We start from the raw sequence: 17,848 nt of genomic DNA on the forward strand, positions 1-17,848 counted from the left end.
CGTTAACCTGTCGTTAACTATTGAGACGAATCTGAGAGACTCCTCCGGCGCGGATGCCTACTATTATCACACGGTTATGAATCAACACATTGATTTATAAGCATGGAAATCCCCTGAGTGAAACAACGAATTGCTGTGTGTAGTCTTTGCCCATCTCAACGATGGGCTTTTTTTTCGCCTTTTTTGCTGACCAAAAGGCCTGTCTGCCGCACCTGGTACAATCATGCCTGTTCTTCCTATTAATAGTGTTCGTTTTTTTGGCTGAAAATCTTTTTCCCGTAAACGGATATTAATGCTTTTTGACAGGCTGCTTAGGGTTAACGACACTGTTTTGTGAAATATTACAACCACCATTCATTCACCAACTAAATAATTGATTATTAATCACATAGTGCTAGCATAGCCTGCTATATTAAGGAGGGTATATGCATCATAATCCGGTGAAATACGAGCCCATTAAAAAGGACGGCCTGAGGCTATTAACGCAGGGATAAATCAATCTTGCCGGTTCTCTTTATAGCTATTAAAAAGACATGGTTTCGCTGACCATAGCACCCTCTATAAACTCAGAGACTATGATCCTGCTGAGCCCGTATTAAAGCTGTTAGCAAGGTATAAAAAGTTATTAAGGAATTTCCCATAATGAAGAGGATATTGCTACCTTTATGCATCCTACTGACAGGGTGTCCCAGCGGAGCAGACAGGCTCGCTTATGGCAGGTGGGGCTGGCTGAGCGTTGACAGAGAAAGAGTGTGCTACAGCGTAAATAAGAATGATATTTTAGATTACTACTATCTATCCTCCAATAAAACAACCAGGTTAAGGAACTATTGGTTGCACAATATAAACCATTAAATCTTTCATTCCCTGACACCTGTATAAAAATCAAACTAGAAAAAGGCTATCAATATTACTCAAAATACACCTTAAACGGCATTAATTATCGTTATAATTTCTTTATAGATAACAACTGGAATATTATGAGTTTAGAAGGAGCACTCTAAATAACGTTTCCAGAATAAAGTATTTATCCGCTACGGAACGAATGTTACGAAAGAAGAACATATATCAAAAAAAGCAGAGGCTACGGCAGTAATCAACAGCAGCTATAGAGAGGGTATCTCAAGTAGCAATTAAGCCCCTGATATGTTCTGTCCAATAATATCGGTCCAGTCCAGACAAGGGGCTTTATACAATCGATTGAATCTTTAGCTGTTTCGCCCGCCGGGACGACGACCGCCGCCGGTGACCTGCGTGTGACGCTTAACAGCGCGACGAATCTGGTTCGCCTTCATACGACGACGATCTTTTTCCACCGCCACTTTACTTGCCGTTTCGGGCGGCAGCTCTACCAGCGTGCGCAGATAGTTGGTCTGCGCCAGATCTAACTCGGTGTAACCACCGCGCGGCAAACCTTTTGGCAGCTGAATATCGCCGTAGCGGACGCGAATCAGACGGCTGACCTGCACGCCAACCGCTTCCCAGAGACGACGAACCTCACGGTTACGGCCTTCGGTCAGCGTCACGTTGTACCACTGGTTGATGCCTTCGCCGCCGGTGAATTTGATGGTTTTAAACGCCGCCGGACCATCTTCAAGCTGAACGCCACGCGCCAGCTGTTTCACTTTGTCATCGTCAACCTGACCAAACACGCGCACGGCGTATTCGCGTTCAACTTCACGGCTTGGGTGCATCAGACGGTTAGCCAGTTCGCCATCGGTGGTGAACAGCAGCAGGGCCACAGGTATTAACATCCAGACGGCCCACGGCAATCCAGCGCGCGCCGCGCAGCTTCGGCAGGCGATCAAACACCGTTGGACGGCCTTCAGGATCGTTGCGGGTGCACAGCTCGCCTTCCGGCTTGTAGTAAGCCAGCACGCGGCAAATCTGCTCGGCGGATTCTTTAATAGAGATCAGGTGGCCGTCGATACGAATTTTCAGGGCCTGAGTCACTTCAACACGGTCGCCCAGCGTGGCAATTTTGCCGTCGACGCTGACGCGGCCTGCAGAAATAATGGTTTCGATTTCACGGCGTGAACCGTGGCCGGCGCGAGCCAGCACTTTTTGTAACTTTTCGCTCTTATCGCTCATTGAGCTTCCTCGGGTGTCGCCTTCACAGGCGTCTGATATACTTTATGAAACAATGAGTTAACACCAAAAGTAAATTAACTCACTGATATGTAACTATTTCATTGCACACAACATGTCATGCAGGCCGTCACGCACAATGGTTCGTGGGCGGGACATACTACACGAATTTTAGATTAAATGGTTCATCAAGTTTGATGCGTATTTTTTCAGAGGCCCTGTGGCAGGCCAGAGGGACTTTCTTATCAGGCGAGACAGGACGGCAAAATCAGATTTTGCTAAATCAATTTCTGTTGCCCTGAAACGTGCTGCGCATAAACTATCCAGACACGCGGATATAACACCTAAACCATGGTTTGGCTGTTATCAACAGGGAAAGTTTTCTGTATGGATATTGCACTGCTTAACAAAGGGTGGAACAGAAGCTGGTCAGATACGATGGTCAATCTGGAAGCCCGAAAACTGGTCGAAACGGCAAACAGGCTGTCAGCTTTTCATCTGCATAATGGCCTGATACGCATAAAGTTTGTCGAAGAGATAAAACAGGTCGTCGAACACCAATTCGCCGCGGCACGACGAGCCAGAACAGACGAGGAGTGCATGATATGCATCAGGAATCTGCGGGCTGAAACGGAAAATCTCCGGGAACAGGATCGTCTGTTAAGAACCAGAGCCGCGCAGCTTTATGCGAAGGTGGAGTTTATCCGGGAAAATAACAAAATCGTCGGCTATGTGATTTCAGCTGTAAATGTGGCGCTATCAGGTTTGGTACTCTTTGGTGGGTTTGTGATGCTATCCACAATGGGACCAACAGGCGCACTAGCTGGCGCTGTCCTGATTATTGATGGAATTAACGGATTAACCAGGGAGGCGATGAACTTTGAACAGCCACCGGGTCATATACCTTCACAGGGTATTGTTGCAGATTCAGTAATGCAAACGGCCCGGTTTATGGGATTCAGTCCCCAAAATGGTCTGGCTTTTTATAATGCGGTCACACTCAGTGCCAATATCTATAGCATCATTGGTCTCACACGAAAACCGGAAGCATGGAGGTTATTTAAATGGATACCTCATGATTATTACCGTAAGGTCAACACGATGAGCAGACCTAAGCTAACAATGAAGATTGCGGGTCAGGGTGTAAAAGCAAAAGTGATTTTCGATCTTTTAACGATGGATAACGAAAACAGTTAATCCTTGCTAATTTTTCGGTAACGCCAGGACTTGTATGAAAGTATTGGCGGCTGCGCGAGCGACATTATTATAATCCCCACAAAAATCGCCAGCCCCCACGCTAATGCTCTGACAGGTGAACTGAATACGACAAGTAGCAATAAGATTGCGATACAAACAACAGAAACCCAGAGTAGCGTACTAAATCGCCGGGCGAGATCATTGATAGCTTCCTCAAGAGTCCCGCCATAGCTCTCTATATTATTTTTTATCTTTTGCAAATCCGACGGCGTGAAGCCAGAATCCAACAAAGCCGCCTCAGTAACAATCATGCTCTTGCTTCCTTTATGCATAAAACAGGCTTCCCGGCTGCCGATTAACTGCACGATCATACTAATGAATTTTCACCTGTTCCAGGCAAAATCCTTTCCGTGATTCTGAAAAAGATAGCCGTGCACATTTTTATTACCCGACCGTTCCCAGCAAGCGTGGATAGTTAAACCTGATGATTAAGTGGAATAATGGGGCTTGCACCCCATTTTGGACCGCGGTTATAAGAAAGGTTTAACGTCGCCTACCCCTTCACGCACCACGACCGGAGAATCATCCGTTAAATCGATGACCGTCGTTGGCTGCTGGCCAAGATAGCCGCCGTGGATCACCAGATCGACCACCTTTTCGAGGCGATCTTTAATCTCTTCCGGATCGGACTCGGTAAACTCGCTGCCCGGCAGCATCAAGGAGGTTGACAGCATCGGTTCGCCAAGCACCTCAAGCAGCATCAGCGCTATTGGGTTAGACGGGACGCGCAGGCCGATGGTTTTACGCTTTTCCTGCAGCAGGCGTCGCGGAACTTCCTTCGTGCCTTTAAGAATAAAGGTGTAGTTGCCCGGCGTGTTGTTTTTAATTAAGCGAAACGCCGAGTTATCGACAAACGCATAGGTCGAAAGCTCGGACAAATCGCGGCACATCAGCGTGAAGTTGTGCCCGTCCGGCAGGTGACGAATGCGGCAAATGCGTTCCATCGCCGCTTTATCTTCCAGCTTGCAGCCCAGCGCGTAGCCGGAATCGGTCGGATAGACAATGACGCCGCCCTTGCGGACGATTTCCACGGCCTGGTTAATCAGGCGCTGCTGCGGGTTATCCGGATGAATATAGAAAAACTGACTCATACTGCCCTCTCTTTTGCGATGAGGCTGTTTCCCCACTCTCGCCATACTGGCTCAACGCCCGCTGGCAACCATAGCTTGCGTCCCAGCTCTATCCACGAACAGGGCTGATGGAAATCAGAGCCCTGCGAGGCCAGCAGGTTAAACTGCCGGGCATAGCCCGCAAGTACGGTTCTTTCGTTGGGGGCTTGCTGACACTGCGCAACTTCCATGGCATCGCCACCACTTTGCGCAAACTGCGCCAGCAATCTTTTCAGCCATTTTGCGGTCAGGTCATAGCGGCCTGGATGCGCCAGCACCGCCTGCCCGCCGGAATGATGAATGACATCAATAGCTTGTTCTATTGTACACCACTGCGGCGGAACGTATCCGGTTTTCCCTTTCGCAAGGTACTTCTTAAAGACGTCCGCCATCGTACCGGCTTTACCGCATTCGACCAGAAAACGTGCGAAATGCCCGCGAGTTATCGCCCCGCCGTTCGCATGACGCAGCGCGCCCTCAAGCGCGCCGGGAATACGGGCTTTATCGAGCCTGTCGGCAATCATTTCAGCACGCAGGTTACGGCGCGCGTTTTGTTCCGCCAGCAACGTCACCATTTCCGGATGATGTTCATCAATGCCCAGGCCGACGATATGTATCTCGTGATTCTCCCAGACGGTTGATATTTCCACGCCGCTGATCAACCGTAAGGGGAGCTGTTTATCAGCGATTTCAGCCCGCGCCGCCGGCAGGGCCCGCTACGGTGTCGTGATCGGTAATGGCAAGAATGCCGACGCGATTATCCACCGCACGCTGTACCAGCGCCTGGGGGGTTAAAAGGCCATCTGAGGCGGTGGTATGGCTGTGCAGGTCGTAAATCACCGCAAGGGTAGGTTCGCTCAAATTGGCTCCGGAACTGTTAAAAAAATGAAAAACACCGTTCATGATAGCGATATTCGCCGCTAACTAAAAATCGCTATTGACTTTATATCCATGAACCAGTTAACTAGTACGCAAGTTCACGCAAGAAAGGTATCTGAAAATGAAAGCGATTCTCAACCTGCACAACAGCTGGTGGCGCACTTCCTGAAACGGGCAGTGTCATCGCTATGGCTGTTAACCAGCCCGGATACCTGGCCCGCCATCGAAGCGGGCTTTTTTTTGAACAAAATAACTGAGAGCAAACCATGCACACACAAAAACCAGCGCTCGAATTACTGACCAAAGACGCGCCGTACCGGGATAACCCTACCGCCGTATTCCACCAGCTGTGCGGCGCACGCCCGGCGACGCTGCTGCTTGAGTCTGCCGACATCGACAGCAAAGATGATTTAAAAAGCCTGCTGCTGGTAGACAGCGCGCTGCGTATTACCGCCCTGGGTGACACTGTCACCATTCAGGCGCTCTCAGACAACGGTTCCGCCTTGCTGGATTTGCTGGACGCCGCGCTGCCGGCTGGCGTACAGAACGAACGTCTGCCGCAGGGCCGCGTACTTCATTTCCCTGCCGTCAGCCAGCTGCTGGATGAAGACGCGCGTCTGTGTTCGCTTTCCGTGTTCGACGCCTTCCGCCTGATGCAGGAGCTCGTCAGCGTGCCGGAAAACGAGCGCGAGGCGATGTTCTTCGGCGGCCTGTTCGCCTATGACCTGGTCGCAGGCTTTGAAGATTTGCCCGCCCTAAGCCAGGACAACCGCTGCCCGGACTACTGCTTCTACCTGGCTGAAACGCTGCTGGTTATCGATCATCAGAAAAAGCAGACCCGCATTCAGGCAAGCCTGTTCACCCCTTCCGCATCAGAGAAAACGCGCCTGCTGCAACGCACCGAGCAGCTGTGCCGTCAGCTGCAGGAAGCGCCTGCCGCGCTGCCGGTGCAGAAAGTTGAGCATATGAGCTGCGAATGCAATCAGAGCGACGAAGAGTACGGCGCCGTAGTCCGTCATATGCAAAAAGCGATTCGCGCCGGAGAAATCTTCCAGGTGGTGCCTTCCCGCCGCTTCTCGCTGCCTTGCCCTTCCCCGCTGGCGGCCTATCAGACGCTGAAGAAAAGCAATCCAAGCCCTTATATGTTCTTTATGCAGGACAATGATTTTACTTTGTTTGGCGCATCGCCTGAGAGCTCGCTGAAATACGACGCCGCCTCGCGCCAGATCGAAATCTACCCCATCGCCGGCACCCGTCCTCGCGGCCGCCGCGCGGACGGCTCGCTCGACCGCGATCTCGACAGCCGTTTTGAACTCGAAATGCGTACCGACCATAAAGAGATGTCCGAGCATCTTATGCTGGTAGATCTTGCGCGTAACGACCTGGCGCGCATCTGCACGCCGGGCAGCCGCTACGTTGCGGACCTTACTAAAGTCGACCGTTATTCATTCGTCATGCACCTGGTTTCACGGGTGGTGGGCGAGCTGCGTAACGATCTGGACGTGCTGCACGCTTACCGCGCCTGCATGAACATGGGCACGCTTAGCGGCGCGCCGAAAGTTCGCGCGATGCAGCTGATTGCCAAAGCGGAAGGCGTGCGCCGCGGCAGCTACGGCGGCGCGGTGGGTTATTTCACCGCCCATGGCGATCTGGATACCTGCATCGTGATTCGCTCCGCCTACGTAGAGGACGGCATTGCCACCGTTCAGGCTGGCGCTGGCGTGGTGCTCGACTCCGTACCACAGTCCGAAGCGGACGAAACCCGTAATAAAGCCCGCGCTGTACTGCGCGCTATTGCCACCGCGCACCATGCAAAGGAGATTTTCTGATGGCTGACATTCTGCTGCTCGATAACATCGACTCATTTACCTATAACCTGGCAGATCAGCTGCGCGCCAACGGGCACAACGTGGTTATCTATCGCAACCATGTTCCGGCGCAGACCTTAATTGAACGCCTTGAAACGATGGATAACCCGGTCCTGATGCTCTCTCCGGGTCCGGGCGCGCCGAGCGAGGCCGGCTGCATGCCGGAACTGCTGACCCGTCTGCGCGGCAAACTGCCGATCATCGGCATCTGCCTGGGCCATCAGGCGATTGTCGAAGCCTACGGCGGTTATGTCGGCCAGGCAGGAGAGATCCTGCACGGCAAAGCCTCGACCATTTCTCACGACGGCGAAGCCATGTTTGCCGGCCTGCCGAATCCGCTGCCGGTCGCCCGCTACCATTCGCTGGTCGGCAGCAATATTCCCGCGGGCTTAACCATCAACGCGCATTTTGACGGCATGGTGATGGCCGTGCGTCACGACGCCGACCGCGTGTGCGGCTTCCAGTTCCACCCGGAATCCATCCTGACGACCCAGGGCGCACGTCTGCTGGAGCAAACCCTCGACTGGGCGCTGCTGAAGTTAAAACAAACCAATACGCTGCAGCCGATTCTGGACAAGCTGTACCAGGCGCAAACGCTGAGCCGCGAAGAGAGCCATCAGCTTTTCTCGGCCATCGTGCGCGGCGAGCTGAAGCCAGAACAGCTGGCCGCCGCGCTGGTGAGCATGAAGGTGCGCGGCGAGCATCCGAATGAAATCGCCGGCGCCGCATCCGCCCTGCTGGAGGCCGCAGCGCCGTTCCCAAGCCCGGACTACCCCTTTGCGGATATCGTCGGCACCGGCGGCGACGGCAGCAACAGTATCAATATCTCTACCGCCAGCGCATTTGTCGCGGCGGCGGTAGGAATGAAGGTGGCGAAACACGGCAACCGCAGCGTTTCCAGCCGCTCGGGCTCTTCGGATTTGCTGGCGGCCTTTGGCATCAATCTGGATATGAGCGCCGAAACCTCCCGCCAGGCGCTGGATGATTTGGGCGTGTGCTTCCTGTTCGCTCCGAAATACCACACCGGCTTCCGCCATGCCATGCCGGTGCGCCAGCAGTTAAAAACCCGCACCCTGTTTAACGTGTTAGGGCCTCTGATTAACCCGGCTCACCCGCCGCTGGCGCTGATTGGCGTTTACAGCGCGGAGCTGGTGCTGCCGATTGCCGAAACGCTGCGCGTTCTGGGTTACAAACGTGCGGCCGTGGTGCACAGCGGCGGCATGGATGAGGTTTCATTACATGCGCCGACGCAGGTGGCGGAACTTATCGACGGCGATATTAAAAGCTATCAGCTGACCGCCGAAGACTTCGGCCTCCCGGCCTACCATCAGGATCAGCTTGCGGGCGGCACGCCGGAAGAAAACCGTGACATTCTCACCCGCCTGCTACAAGGTAAAGGAGAGATGGCCCATGAGTCAGCCGTGGCGGCGAACGTAGCTATGCTTATGCGCCTGCACGGCAAGGAAGATCTCAAAGCAAACGCACAACAGGTGCTGAACGTATTGCGCAGCGGTGCGGCTTATGACCGCGTTACGCTACTTGCAGCAAGAGGATAAGAAATGCAGGACACCGTATTAACGAAAATCGTCGCGGATAAGGCGATTTGGGTTGAAGCGCGTAAAAAGCAGCAGCCCCTGGCAAGTTTTCAGAATGAAGTCACCCCTGCCACACGCAGCTTTTATCATGCGCTGCAGGGCGCGCGTACCGCGTTTATCCTTGAATGCAAAAAGGCGTCCCCTTCTAAAGGCGTAATTCGCGATGATTTTGACCCGGCGCGCATTGCCGGTGTTTACAAACACTACGCCTCCGCGGTTTCCGTTTTGACCGACGAGAAATATTTTCAGGGCAGCTTTGATTTTCTGCCCATCGTTAGCGGCATCGTGACCCAGCCGGTGCTGTGCAAAGATTTTATTATCGACGCCTACCAGATTTACCTGGCGCGTTTTTATCAGGCCGATGCCTGCCTGCTGATGCTTTCCGTGCTTGATGACGACCATTATCGCCAGCTTGCCGCCGTGGCGCATAGCCTGAATATGGGCGTGCTGACGGAGGTCAGCAACGAAGAAGAGCTCGAGCGGGCCATCGCGCTGGAAGCCAAAGTCGTCGGCATTAACAACCGCGACCTGCGCGATCTGTCCATCGACCTGAATCGCACGCGCCAGCTCGCTCCGCGCCTTACGCACGGCGTGACGGTGATTAGCGAATCCGGCATCAGCACCTACGGTCAGATCCGCGAGCTGAGCCATTTTGCCAACGGATTCCTGATAGGCTCGGCGTTGATGGGCGAAGACGATCTTAACGCGGCGGTACGCCGCGTCACGCTCGGCGAAAACAAAATTTGCGGCCTGACGCGTCCACAAGACGCTCGCGCGGCGCATGAAGCCGGGGCGATTTACGGCGGGCTGATTTTTGTGCCGACCTCCCCGCGTTTTGTCAGCGATGAAGCAGCCGCGTCGGTCATGGCCGCAGCTCCGCTGCGCTACGTGGGCGTCTTCCGCAATGCGCCGGTTAGCGAAGTAGCACAGAAGGCCGCGCGTTTTACGCTTTGCGCGGTGCAGCTTCACGGCGACGAAGACCAGCCGTACATTGACGAACTACGCGCTGAATTAGCGGATAACGTACAAATCTGGAAGGCGCTGAGCGTGCAGGAATCTCTGCCCGAACGCAATTTAAACCACGTCGATAAATACGTCTTCGACAACGGCCAGGGCGGCACGGGCCAGAGTTTCGACTGGTCGCTGCTGGCGGGCCAGAAGCTCGATAACGTGCTTCTCGCCGGCGGCCTGGGCGCCGACAACTGCGTGGAAGCGGCTAATACCGGCTGCGCGGGACTGGACTTCAACTCTGGCGTGGAAAGCGCGCCGGGCATTAAAGATGCTAACAAGCTGGCGGCCGTGTTTCAGACGCTGCGGGCTTACTAAGGAAAAATAATCATGACGTTACTTAACCCCTATTTCGGCGAGTTTGGTGGCATGTATGTGCCACAAATCCTGATGCCGGCCCTGCGCCAGCTGGAAGAAGCCTTTGTGGCGGCGCAAAGCGATGCTGAGTTCCAGGCGGAGTTTAACGATCTGCTGAAAAACTATGCAGGTCGCCCTACCGCGCTGACGAAATGCAAAAACATCACCAAAGGCACCAGAACCACGCTGTACCTTAAGCGTGAAGATTTGCTGCACGGCGGCGCGCATAAAACTAACCAGGTGCTCGGCCAGGCGCTGCTCGCTAAAAAAATGGGCAAAACCGAAATCATCGCGGAAACCGGCGCCGGCCAGCATGGCGTAGCTTCCGCGCTGGCGAGCGCCCTCCTCGGCCTGAAATGCCGCATTTATATGGGGGCGAAGGACGTTGAGCGCCAGTCGCCAAACGTGTTCCGTATGCGTCTGATGGGCGCAGAGGTTATTCCTGTTCACAGCGGTTCCGCCACCCTGAAAGACGCCTGTAACGAAGCGCTGCGCGACTGGTCCGGCAGCTACGATACCGCGCACTATATGCTTGGCACGGCGGCAGGCCCGCACCCGTTCCCGACCATCGTGCGTGAATTCCAGCGCATGATCGGTGAAGAGACGAAGGCGCAAATCCTCGAAAAAGAAGGACGCCTGCCGGATGCGGTTATCGCCTGCGTCGGCGGCGGTTCAAACGCCATCGGCATGTTCGCTGATTTTATTAACGAAACCAACGTCGGCCTGATCGGCGTTGAGCCTGCGGGCCACGGCATCGAAACCGGCGAGCACGGCGCGCCGCTAAAACATGGCCGCGTGGGGATTTACTTCGGCATGAAGTCCCCGATGATGCAGACCGATGAGGGCCAGATTGAAGAGTCCTACTCTATTTCCGCAGGCCTGGACTTCCCGTCCGTTGGGCCGCAGCATGCGCATCTGAACAGCATTGGCCGCGCGGACTACGTGTCCGTTACCGATGACGAAGCGCTGGACGCCTTTAAGCTGCTGTGCCGCAAAGAGGGGATTATTCCGGCGTTAGAGTCTTCTCACGCGCTGGCCCACGCGCTGAAAATGATGCGCGAAGATCCTGAAAAAGAACAATTGCTAGTGGTGAACCTCTCCGGCCGGGGCGACAAGGACATCTTCACCGTTCACGACATTTTAAAAGCACGAGGGGAAATGTAATGGAACGTTATCAGCACGCATTTGAGCAGCTGCAGGCACGCCGCGAAGGCGCGTTTGTTCCCTTTGTCACGCTTGGCGATCCGTCGCCTGAACAATCGCTGAAAATTATTGATACGCTGATTGCGGCGGGCGCCGACGCGCTGGAACTGGGTATCCCCTTCTCCGACCCGCTGGCGGACGGCCCAACCATTCAGAATGCCGCGTTACGCGCTTTCGCCGCAGGCGTCACGCCGACCCAGTGTTTTGAAATGCTGGCCGCGATTCGCCAGAAGCACCCAACCATTCCCATTGGCCTGCTGATGTACGCAAACCTGGTCTACAACCGCGGCATCGATGAGTTTTATGCGCTGTGCGCCAAAGTGGGCGTGGATTCGGTGCTGATTGCCGATGTGCCGATCGAAGAATCCGCGCCGTTCCGCCAGGCGGCGATGCGCCATAACGTTGCGCCGATTTTCATCTGTCCGCCGAATGCCAATGACGACCTGCTGCGCGAGATTGCCTCTCACGGTCGCGGCTATACCTACCTGCTTTCTCGCGCTGGCGTAACCGGCGCCGAAACGCGCGCGCAGCTGCCTCTTTACCATCTGGTGGAGAAATTAACCGAATATCATGCCGCGCCTTCGCTGCAGGGCTTTGGCATCTCCGAACCTTCCCAGGTGCGTGACGCCATTGAAGCCGGCGCCGCCGGGGCCATTTCCGGCTCGGCCATCGTAAAGATTATTGAGAAGAACCTTAACGATGAAGACGCCATGCTTGGCGAGCTGAAAACCTTTGTGCAGGCGATGAAGGCGGCGACCAGAGGTTAATTTTTGACACAAAAGGCCGGCGCTATTCCGGCCTTTTGCTGAGCTTTTTTTCGTTTTTCTTTCATCTAAAAATTGCTTTTGGCCTGACAAGAAAAAATCGACATATTCTGGTATGGCGCTTAACAGCTAAGATCCACAAGCTAAAAAACCCCACCGACTAATAGCCAAAATGTAGTCAACATGTTGTGCTTATGCGTGGCTGAATCAGCTGCCGTGAAAAAATTGCTTATAAAATAACCGGTCACTTCACTAGCAAACCTAAAAGATAGTTCTCTGCTCTTAGCAGATGATATAAATAGCTGCGGCTTACGCCAGAATTAATTGCCGTGCGAAATTATTAACAAAACCTGAAGGGGATAGGACTAATGAAGAAGTTTTTCAAATGGATATTTTATATTTTCGTGGCGCTAATCATTCTGGGATATATTTCCAGCAAGAAAGAAGATTCCACGAGTGATTCTGCTGGCAACACCAGCTCAGCGAGCACCGAAACCCGTCAGGCTCCGCCAGAAAAACAGGTCTTCCAGACCACTGCCCGTCAATTAGCCGCTTCCTATGAAGAAAATGAAGTGGCAACTGATGAGAAAATGAAAGGACAGCTGGTCGCCGTGAAAGGTGTCGTTCAGTCGATCGATAAAGATTTTGCCGACTCCATTATTATCAGCTTCAAAACTGATAATCAGTTCATGCCAGCAAGAATGCAGATGAAAGACTCAGAGAAATCGATGGCCATTTCCCTGAAAAAAGGTCAGCAAGTCACCGTTGTATGTGAACGTATGTCACGCGTTGTTGGTTCACCTTCCGGACGCTCCTGCTCATTTAATTAAAAAATAAAAGCTGGTCATGTTAAATGACCAGCTTTTATCATCGTTTATCAGAAGCGGTAACCCGCAGAGAACATAAACACCCATGGATCGATACGGGTTTTAATATTCTGCTGCTCGCCGCCCGCTTTAAACTTCACTTCGGTGTCGATATCCATATACCACACCGACATATTAAGCAGCCAGTCCTGGTTGACCATATAGTCCAGCCCCACCTGGCCCGCGGCGCCCCATGAATCCTTTACGCTCAGATCGGTTAGACCTGCGTCTTTGCCCGTCTGGTTGAAGTCCGTGTCAAAGAAAGTTGTGTAGTTGATACCGGCGCCAATATACGGGCGCGCTTTGCTTTTCGCATCGCCGAAATACCACTGCGCCATCAGCGTAGGCGGCAGCTGCTTGACCGTGGCCAGATCGCCCGTTGCGCCCAGGCCAACTTTATGGCGGAACGGGGTGGCGGCAAGCAGTTCGATACCGAGATTGTCCGTCACCATATAATCAAAGGTCAGTCCCAGCTGGGTATTGTTACTGACGTTAAAACCGCCCATCCCGAGCACATTGTCTGAACCTTCTGTAGGACGAACCGTTGCCGTACCGGCACGCATAAAGAATTCGCCCGCCTCATGCGCTAAAACTTCACCTGATAAACAGCCCAGCGCGAGTATTGCTACAGATAATTTTTTCATAGCCCTTCCCTTGTTATGGTTTTATAAGCGGGGCTGAATATACTCACTTTTAGGTACAAAGTGATCCGGCATCGATCACACTTCATTAGCTAATTTAACATTCAATGATCTGGATTAATTTTTGCCGACAATGCAAAAAGACCTTTATTGATCCGGAGTCAATTTTTACCACCAACCCGGATTTTAAAATCTTTACGTTCCGCTTTTGCGCAAAAACGCACCGCTTGCTGGAGCATTTTTATGCATAAGCCCGCTCAAAGAGCGATTTCTCGATTTACCGGAGCGGACGTGGTTTTTTCCGCGCGGCCTTAGTGGTGCCACAGCTCGCGCTTTCGGGGTACAATTGCGCGCTAAGGTATATCCGGGCAATTTCAAAGGAGAGTGCATGTCTATCACGGCGGGTTCTGTGTACCGTGACACGGGGAATTTTCTACGCAATCAGTTCGTTACTATTTTACTGATCGCATTACTTTGCGCCTTTATTTCGGTGATTATCGGTCACGCGTTTTCGCCCAGCGATGAACAGATGGCCATTCTGAGCGAAGGCGACAACCTAGCAGGAAGCGTTGGCCTGTTTGACCTTGTGCAAAACATGACGCCTGAGCAACAGCAGGTGTTACTCAAAGCTTCTGCGGCATCGACGTTCTCCGGGCTTATCGGCAACGCGATTCTGGCCGCCAGCATGCTGGTGTTAATGCAGATGGTTTCAGCCGGGCATCGCGTAAGCGCGCTGCGCGCGGTAGGCGCTGCGGCGCCCGTATTGCCAAAAATGTTTATCCTGATGTTTCTGACCACCTTTCTGGTGCAGATCGGCATTATGCTGGTTGTGGTGCCGGGAGTTTTGTTAGCCATTGTGCTGGCCTTCGCGCCGGTGATGCTGGTGCAGGATAAAGCGGGTATTTTTCAGGCCATGCGTAACAGCATCCGTCTGACGTGGAGCAATATGCGTCTGGTCGCGCCGGCGGTGATCTCCTGGCTTGCGGCGAAAACCGCCCTGCTGCTGCTCGCGTCTTCCTTTGCTGCGCTGTCTCCGGCAGTTGGCGCGACTATCGCCAACACGATAAGCAACCTTATTTCCGGCGTGTTGCTCATTTATTTATTCCGTTTATATATGCTTATTCGCCAGTAACCTTCATCCGCTCCTGACTGCGGGTTATAGTCAGTCAGGAGTTCTCTCATCTTACGGAAAAAGTTTATGAAGCAGTTTCTCGACTTCCTGCCCCTGATTGTCTTCTTTGCGTTTTACAAGATGTACGACATCTACGCCGCCAGCGGCGCGCTGATTGTCGCTACCGCCCTGGCGCTGGTTTACAGCTGGTACAGATACCGCAAGCTGGAAAAAATGACCCTTATCACTTTCGTGATGGTTGCGGTGTTCGGCGGGCTGACCCTGTTCTTCCATAACGATGAATTTATCAAATGGAAAGTCACGGTGATTTACGCGCTGTTCGCCATTGCCCTGCTGGTCAGCCAGCTGGTGATGAAAAAACCGCTTATCCAGCGCATGCTGGGCAAAGAGATTACTTTGCCGGAACACGTATGGGCGAAACTTAACGTGGCGTGGGCGCTGTTCTTTATCATCTGTGGCGTGGCGAATATTTATATCGCCTTCTGGCTGCCGCAAAACGTCTGGGTTAACTTTAAAGTGTTCGGCCTGACCGCCGCCACGCTGGTGTTTACCCTGCTCAGCGGTGTTTACATTTATCGCCATATGCCGCAGGAAGAGAAATAGCCGCCGCAGCTGTTAATTACTCATCGACGTCTATTAAACAAAATCCCCGCCTGGGCGGGGATTTGCATTTGGATAAAGAGCCGTAAGCGTCCGGCCGGGCCTACTTCTCTTTATACGGATCTTTTTTATCATGATCGCTGTCGTCGCGCGTACGGGGAACCTCGCCTTGTTTTCGCGGCTCCTCTTTGACTTTGTGCTCATCCTCTTCGTAAGCGTTAGCGGAATGAGGAGCCGTCTCTGGCAGGCCTTTATTAACCTCACCCTCTTTTCTTCGCTGTTCGTTTGAGTCAAGTTGTGACATTAGCTTCTCCTTTTTGCTTCCGGAATGCTAAGTCTAGACGAAAGCCCTGGTTAATTCCTTGCCGGGCCTTAGAACAGCGGTTGAGAAGGGAGAAGAATCTGGTGCCGACTACCGGAATCGAACTGGTGACCTACTGATTACAAGTCAGTTGCTCTACCTGCTGAGCTAAGTCGGCGTTGGTCCGCCACCGGAGCCTCGAACCCCGTACTACAACGCTAAGGTTGCCGCTCTTCCCGATGAGCTAGTGGCGGTTTGTGGGAAGGTAAATCAGGGAATTTACCGGGCGCAGAGGATAAGTAAAGACCCTACCCGTGTAAAGGATAATGATTTTTCAAAATATGTCTGTCGCCCGGAACAGACAAGCCCGTATACGGCTTTTCACTGGCCTATCCCCGTCCCTGCGTCATCCGTTTGCCCATAGCCATGTTTTGGCAAGCAAAATAAAACGAGTTCAATTATGATGAAGTCCAGCACTATTTTTCAGGAAGAGAGATGAATCAGAGCACGCCCGGCGGTGAGCTGGTATTGCGAACCCTTGCAATGCCCGCCGATACCAACGCAAACGGTGATATTTTTGGCGGCTGGCTGATGTCGCAAATGGACATGGGCGGCGCCATTCTGGCAAAAGAGATCGCCCACGGTCGCGTGGTAACGGTCCGCGTTGACGGCATGACTTTCCTCAAGCCCGTAGCGGTAGGCGACGTGGTGTGTTGCTACGCCAGCTGCGTAAAACGCGGCAACACCTCGGTGACTATCAACGTGGAAGTATGGGTAAAGAAAGTGTCATCGGAGCCGATCGGGCAGCGTTATAAAGCGACGGAAGCTATCTTTATTTACGTCGCCGTTGATAACGACGGAAAGCCCCGTCAGCTACCGCAGCAGGCCTGAAAAAAACCTCCCGAACGGGAGGTTTTTTTATTCCATCGACGCGCCGCCGTTAATGCGGAAGACGATATTCACAACCAGCCCCTGTCCGGGCTTGCCGCTTTCGTAGCGCCACTTCTTCATCGCCTGCTTTACTTCTCGCTCAAACATATTGGCAGGCTTCGCCGAAAGGATAGTTACGTTGCTGACGCTGCCGTCGGCGGCGACGTCAAACTTCACGCGAACGTTGCCTTCCATGCGTAATGCAAAGGCGCGGGAAGGATACTGCGGCTGGTTACGGCTGAGCGCGCGGGGTCCTGTAGCCACTGGCGCGACGTTGGTAGCCGGCGCAGGCCCTCGCCGTCGGTGCCGCACGCACGGGCGCGGTATTCTCAACGGGCGCTGCCGGACGCGGTTCGACAGGTTTCGCCTCGCGCTTCGGCTGCTCAACCTTTTTCACCGGTTTCGGCTTAGGTTTTGGTTTTGGCTTGGGCTCAGGCTTATGAATAACGACCGGCGCCTCTTTTGGCGGCTCGGGGATCGGTTCTGGCTCCGGCTCAGGCTCCGCGACGGGTTCCGGCGGCGGCTGCACAACTTCTGGCTGCGGCGGCGGTTCAAGGTCGACAGGCGCAACCATGGTGACGCTGATAGGCTGTGCGGGCGCAGGCATCTCAATAACCTGATGTACCGAGGTATAAAGTAACCCCGCCACTACAGCACCATGCAACACGACGGAGAGCGCGGTCGGCCACGGGAAGCGGCGAGGTAAATCAATGGTCATTGACGTCATAATGGCTTCGATATCTTAAACAGGCGGTAATTTTAAATGCAAATAGCAATCATATTCAATAACGCATTGCCTGCAGCGCTGCTTTTTCTCCACAAAGCATCCTTTTTCCGGCATCTGCGTCAGGGATTTAACATCTTGTTTATGTTTCAATTGCAGTCTGAGCATCATTCACTTACGGTATTTTACATCCCCATTTAAAAAGGAGTCCTGCCCGTGCTGTATGTCATTTACGCAGAAGATAACGCCGATTCGCTTGAAAAACGTCTGGCCGTGCGTCCCGCCCATCTGGCGCGCTTGCAACTATTACGTGATGAAGGCCGCCTGCTGACTGCCGGCCCGATGCCTGCGGTCGACAGTAACGATCCCGGCGCCGCGGGCTTTACCGGCTCAACGGTGATCGCGGAGTTTACCTCTCTGGAAGAAGCTCAGGCCTGGGCGGAGGCCGATCCTTATATCGCTGCGGGGGTCTACAAGCAGGTAGCGGTCAAACCCTTTAAGAAAGTTTTCTGAAACGGAAATGACG

General features: G+C 53.3%; 15 protein-coding genes, 1 tRNA gene, 1 other RNA gene, 3 pseudogenes and 1 other annotated feature. Of the genes and pseudogenes, 12 read left to right on the forward strand and 8 right to left on the reverse strand.

Translation table 11 applies throughout. The features are described 5' to 3' along the window. Positions 1-70 precede the first annotated feature (70 nt). An RNA gene (gene rprA / locus WLO32_RS11440) (antisense sRNA RprA) lies at positions 71-177 on the forward strand. Positions 178-1,208: 1,031 nt separating this feature from the next. Here rprA and rluB read toward each other — a convergent pair. Continuing rightward, positions 1,209-2,091: pseudogene (gene rluB / locus WLO32_RS11445) on the reverse strand (23S rRNA pseudouridine(2605) synthase RluB). Positions 2,092-2,475: 384 nt separating this feature from the next. On the opposite strand from rluB, the gene WLO32_RS11450 reads away from it, so the two are divergent. Further along, positions 2,476-3,285, forward strand: a complete 810-nt coding sequence (locus WLO32_RS11450; RefSeq protein WP_435945293.1) for a DUF4225 domain-containing protein — start codon at positions 2,476-2,478, stop codon at positions 3,283-3,285. On the opposite strand, the gene WLO32_RS11455 is transcribed toward WLO32_RS11450, so the two are convergent. The 3 genes and pseudogenes from WLO32_RS11455 to rnm all read right to left on the reverse strand — a co-directional run bounded on the left by WLO32_RS11455 (position 3,282) and on the right by rnm (position 5,357). Continuing rightward, a complete protein-coding gene (locus tag WLO32_RS11455; RefSeq protein ID WP_435948287.1) occupies positions 3,282-3,596 on the reverse strand; it encodes a hypothetical protein in 315 nt (104 codons plus the stop codon). The two genes, WLO32_RS11450 and WLO32_RS11455, sit on opposite strands and share 4 nt — an antisense overlap. A 219-nt stretch (positions 3,597-3,815) precedes the next feature. Next, positions 3,816-4,436, reverse strand: a complete 621-nt coding sequence (locus WLO32_RS11460; protein WP_435945294.1) for an L-threonylcarbamoyladenylate synthase — start codon at positions 4,434-4,436, stop codon at positions 3,816-3,818. Beyond that, positions 4,433-5,357: pseudogene (gene rnm, locus WLO32_RS11465) on the reverse strand (RNase RNM). The gene WLO32_RS11460 and the pseudogene rnm overlap by 4 nt, the downstream one beginning before the upstream one ends. Before the next feature lie 121 nt (positions 5,358-5,478). Beyond that, positions 5,479-5,575, forward strand: a sequence feature (Trp leader region). A 24-nt stretch (positions 5,576-5,599) separates the two neighbouring features. Between rnm and WLO32_RS11470 the strand changes: the two are divergent. The 6 genes from WLO32_RS11470 to WLO32_RS11495 all read left to right on the forward strand — a co-directional run bounded on the left by WLO32_RS11470 (position 5,600) and on the right by WLO32_RS11495 (position 12,958). Beyond that, on the forward strand, positions 5,600-7,162 hold the full coding sequence (locus tag WLO32_RS11470; protein ID WP_435945295.1) for an anthranilate synthase component 1: 1,563 nt from the start codon (positions 5,600-5,602) through the stop codon (positions 7,160-7,162). Further along, positions 7,162-8,757: a bifunctional anthranilate synthase glutamate amidotransferase component TrpG/anthranilate phosphoribosyltransferase TrpD gene (gene trpD, locus WLO32_RS11475; protein ID WP_435945296.1), complete on the forward strand. Its 1,596-nt coding sequence runs from the start codon at positions 7,162-7,164 to the stop codon at positions 8,755-8,757. The genes WLO32_RS11470 and trpD overlap by 1 nt, the downstream gene beginning before the upstream one ends. 3 nt (positions 8,758-8,760) lie before the next feature. Continuing rightward, the gene (trpCF, locus tag WLO32_RS11480) at positions 8,761-10,122 is read left to right on the forward strand and encodes a bifunctional indole-3-glycerol-phosphate synthase TrpC/phosphoribosylanthranilate isomerase TrpF (protein WP_435945297.1); all 1,362 of its coding nucleotides are present in this window, start codon (positions 8,761-8,763) and stop codon (positions 10,120-10,122) included. A 9-nt stretch (positions 10,123-10,131) separates the two neighbouring features. Next, positions 10,132-11,325: a tryptophan synthase subunit beta gene (gene trpB / locus WLO32_RS11485; RefSeq protein WP_435948288.1), complete on the forward strand. Its 1,194-nt coding sequence runs from the start codon at positions 10,132-10,134 to the stop codon at positions 11,323-11,325. Then, entirely contained in the window at positions 11,325-12,131 is an 807-nt protein-coding gene (trpA, locus tag WLO32_RS11490; protein ID WP_435945298.1) for a tryptophan synthase subunit alpha, read from the forward strand. Before trpB ends, trpA begins: the two co-directional genes overlap by 1 nt. 365 nt (positions 12,132-12,496) lie before the next feature. Next, positions 12,497-12,958, forward strand: coding sequence for an OB-fold protein (locus WLO32_RS11495; RefSeq protein ID WP_435945299.1), 462 nt, complete (start codon positions 12,497-12,499; stop codon positions 12,956-12,958). Between the two features lie 47 nt (positions 12,959-13,005). Here the strand turns inward: WLO32_RS11495 and ompW are convergent, their stop codons facing one another. After that, positions 13,006-13,638, reverse strand: a complete 633-nt coding sequence (gene ompW / locus WLO32_RS11500) for an outer membrane protein OmpW (RefSeq protein WP_435945300.1) — start codon at positions 13,636-13,638, stop codon at positions 13,006-13,008. A 385-nt stretch (positions 13,639-14,023) separates the two neighbouring features. Between ompW and WLO32_RS11505 the strand changes: the two genes are divergently transcribed. Together WLO32_RS11505 and WLO32_RS11510 are read left to right on the forward strand one after the other, a co-directional pair. After that, positions 14,024-14,767: a YciC family protein gene (locus WLO32_RS11505; RefSeq protein WP_435945301.1), complete on the forward strand. Its 744-nt coding sequence runs from the start codon at positions 14,024-14,026 to the stop codon at positions 14,765-14,767. Between the two features lie 66 nt (positions 14,768-14,833). After that, positions 14,834-15,370: a septation protein A gene (locus tag WLO32_RS11510; RefSeq protein WP_121268829.1), complete on the forward strand. Its 537-nt coding sequence runs from the start codon at positions 14,834-14,836 to the stop codon at positions 15,368-15,370. A gap of 100 nt (positions 15,371-15,470) precedes the next feature. On the opposite strand, the gene WLO32_RS11515 is transcribed toward WLO32_RS11510, so the two are convergent. Both WLO32_RS11515 and WLO32_RS11520 read right to left on the reverse strand, forming a co-directional pair. Next, positions 15,471-15,671: a hypothetical protein gene (locus tag WLO32_RS11515; RefSeq protein WP_435945302.1), complete on the reverse strand. Its 201-nt coding sequence runs from the start codon at positions 15,669-15,671 to the stop codon at positions 15,471-15,473. Positions 15,672-15,770: 99 nt separating this feature from the next. Then, positions 15,771-15,846: transfer RNA gene (locus WLO32_RS11520), tRNA-Thr, on the reverse strand. 317 nt (positions 15,847-16,163) lie between these two features. Here WLO32_RS11520 and yciA point away from each other — a divergent pair. Continuing rightward, positions 16,164-16,559: an acyl-CoA thioester hydrolase YciA gene (gene yciA, locus WLO32_RS11525; RefSeq protein ID WP_435945303.1), complete on the forward strand. Its 396-nt coding sequence runs from the start codon at positions 16,164-16,166 to the stop codon at positions 16,557-16,559. Between the two features lie 27 nt (positions 16,560-16,586). Here the strand turns inward: yciA and tonB are convergent. Continuing rightward, a pseudogene (tonB, locus tag WLO32_RS11530) lies at positions 16,587-17,316 on the reverse strand (TonB system transport protein TonB). Between the two features lie 222 nt (positions 17,317-17,538). On the opposite strand from tonB, the gene WLO32_RS11535 reads away from it, so the two are divergent. Continuing rightward, complete coding sequence (locus WLO32_RS11535; RefSeq protein WP_435945304.1) at positions 17,539-17,835, forward strand: YciI family protein; 297 nt, start codon at positions 17,539-17,541, stop codon at positions 17,833-17,835. Positions 17,836-17,848: the final 13 nt, after the last annotated feature.

This window comes from Dryocola mayonis (assembly GCF_051307045.1).
Classification (GTDB): Bacteria; Pseudomonadota; Gammaproteobacteria; order Enterobacterales; family Enterobacteriaceae; genus Dryocola.

Coding starts and splice junctions, on each gene's coding strand:
- WLO32_RS11450 (WP_435945293.1), top strand. CDS start 2,476: ATGGATATTGCACTGCTTAACAAAGGGTGGAACAGAAGCTGGTCAGAT.
- WLO32_RS11455 (WP_435948287.1), bottom strand. CDS start 3,596: ATGATTGTTACTGAGGCGGCTTTGTTGGATTCTGGCTTCACGCCGTCG.
- WLO32_RS11460 (WP_435945294.1), bottom strand. CDS start 4,436: ATGAGTCAGTTTTTCTATATTCATCCGGATAACCCGCAGCAGCGCCTG.
- WLO32_RS11470 (WP_435945295.1), top strand. CDS start 5,600: ATGCACACACAAAAACCAGCGCTCGAATTACTGACCAAAGACGCGCCG.
- trpD (WP_435945296.1), top strand. CDS start 7,162: ATGGCTGACATTCTGCTGCTCGATAACATCGACTCATTTACCTATAAC.
- trpCF (WP_435945297.1), top strand. CDS start 8,761: ATGCAGGACACCGTATTAACGAAAATCGTCGCGGATAAGGCGATTTGG.
- trpA (WP_435945298.1), top strand. CDS start 11,325: ATGGAACGTTATCAGCACGCATTTGAGCAGCTGCAGGCACGCCGCGAA.
- WLO32_RS11495 (WP_435945299.1), top strand. CDS start 12,497: ATGAAGAAGTTTTTCAAATGGATATTTTATATTTTCGTGGCGCTAATC.
- ompW (WP_435945300.1), bottom strand. CDS start 13,638: ATGAAAAAATTATCTGTAGCAATACTCGCGCTGGGCTGTTTATCAGGT.
- WLO32_RS11505 (WP_435945301.1), top strand. CDS start 14,024: ATGTCTATCACGGCGGGTTCTGTGTACCGTGACACGGGGAATTTTCTA.
- WLO32_RS11510 (WP_121268829.1), top strand. CDS start 14,834: ATGAAGCAGTTTCTCGACTTCCTGCCCCTGATTGTCTTCTTTGCGTTT.
- WLO32_RS11515 (WP_435945302.1), bottom strand. CDS start 15,671: ATGTCACAACTTGACTCAAACGAACAGCGAAGAAAAGAGGGTGAGGTT.
- yciA (WP_435945303.1), top strand. CDS start 16,164: ATGAATCAGAGCACGCCCGGCGGTGAGCTGGTATTGCGAACCCTTGCA.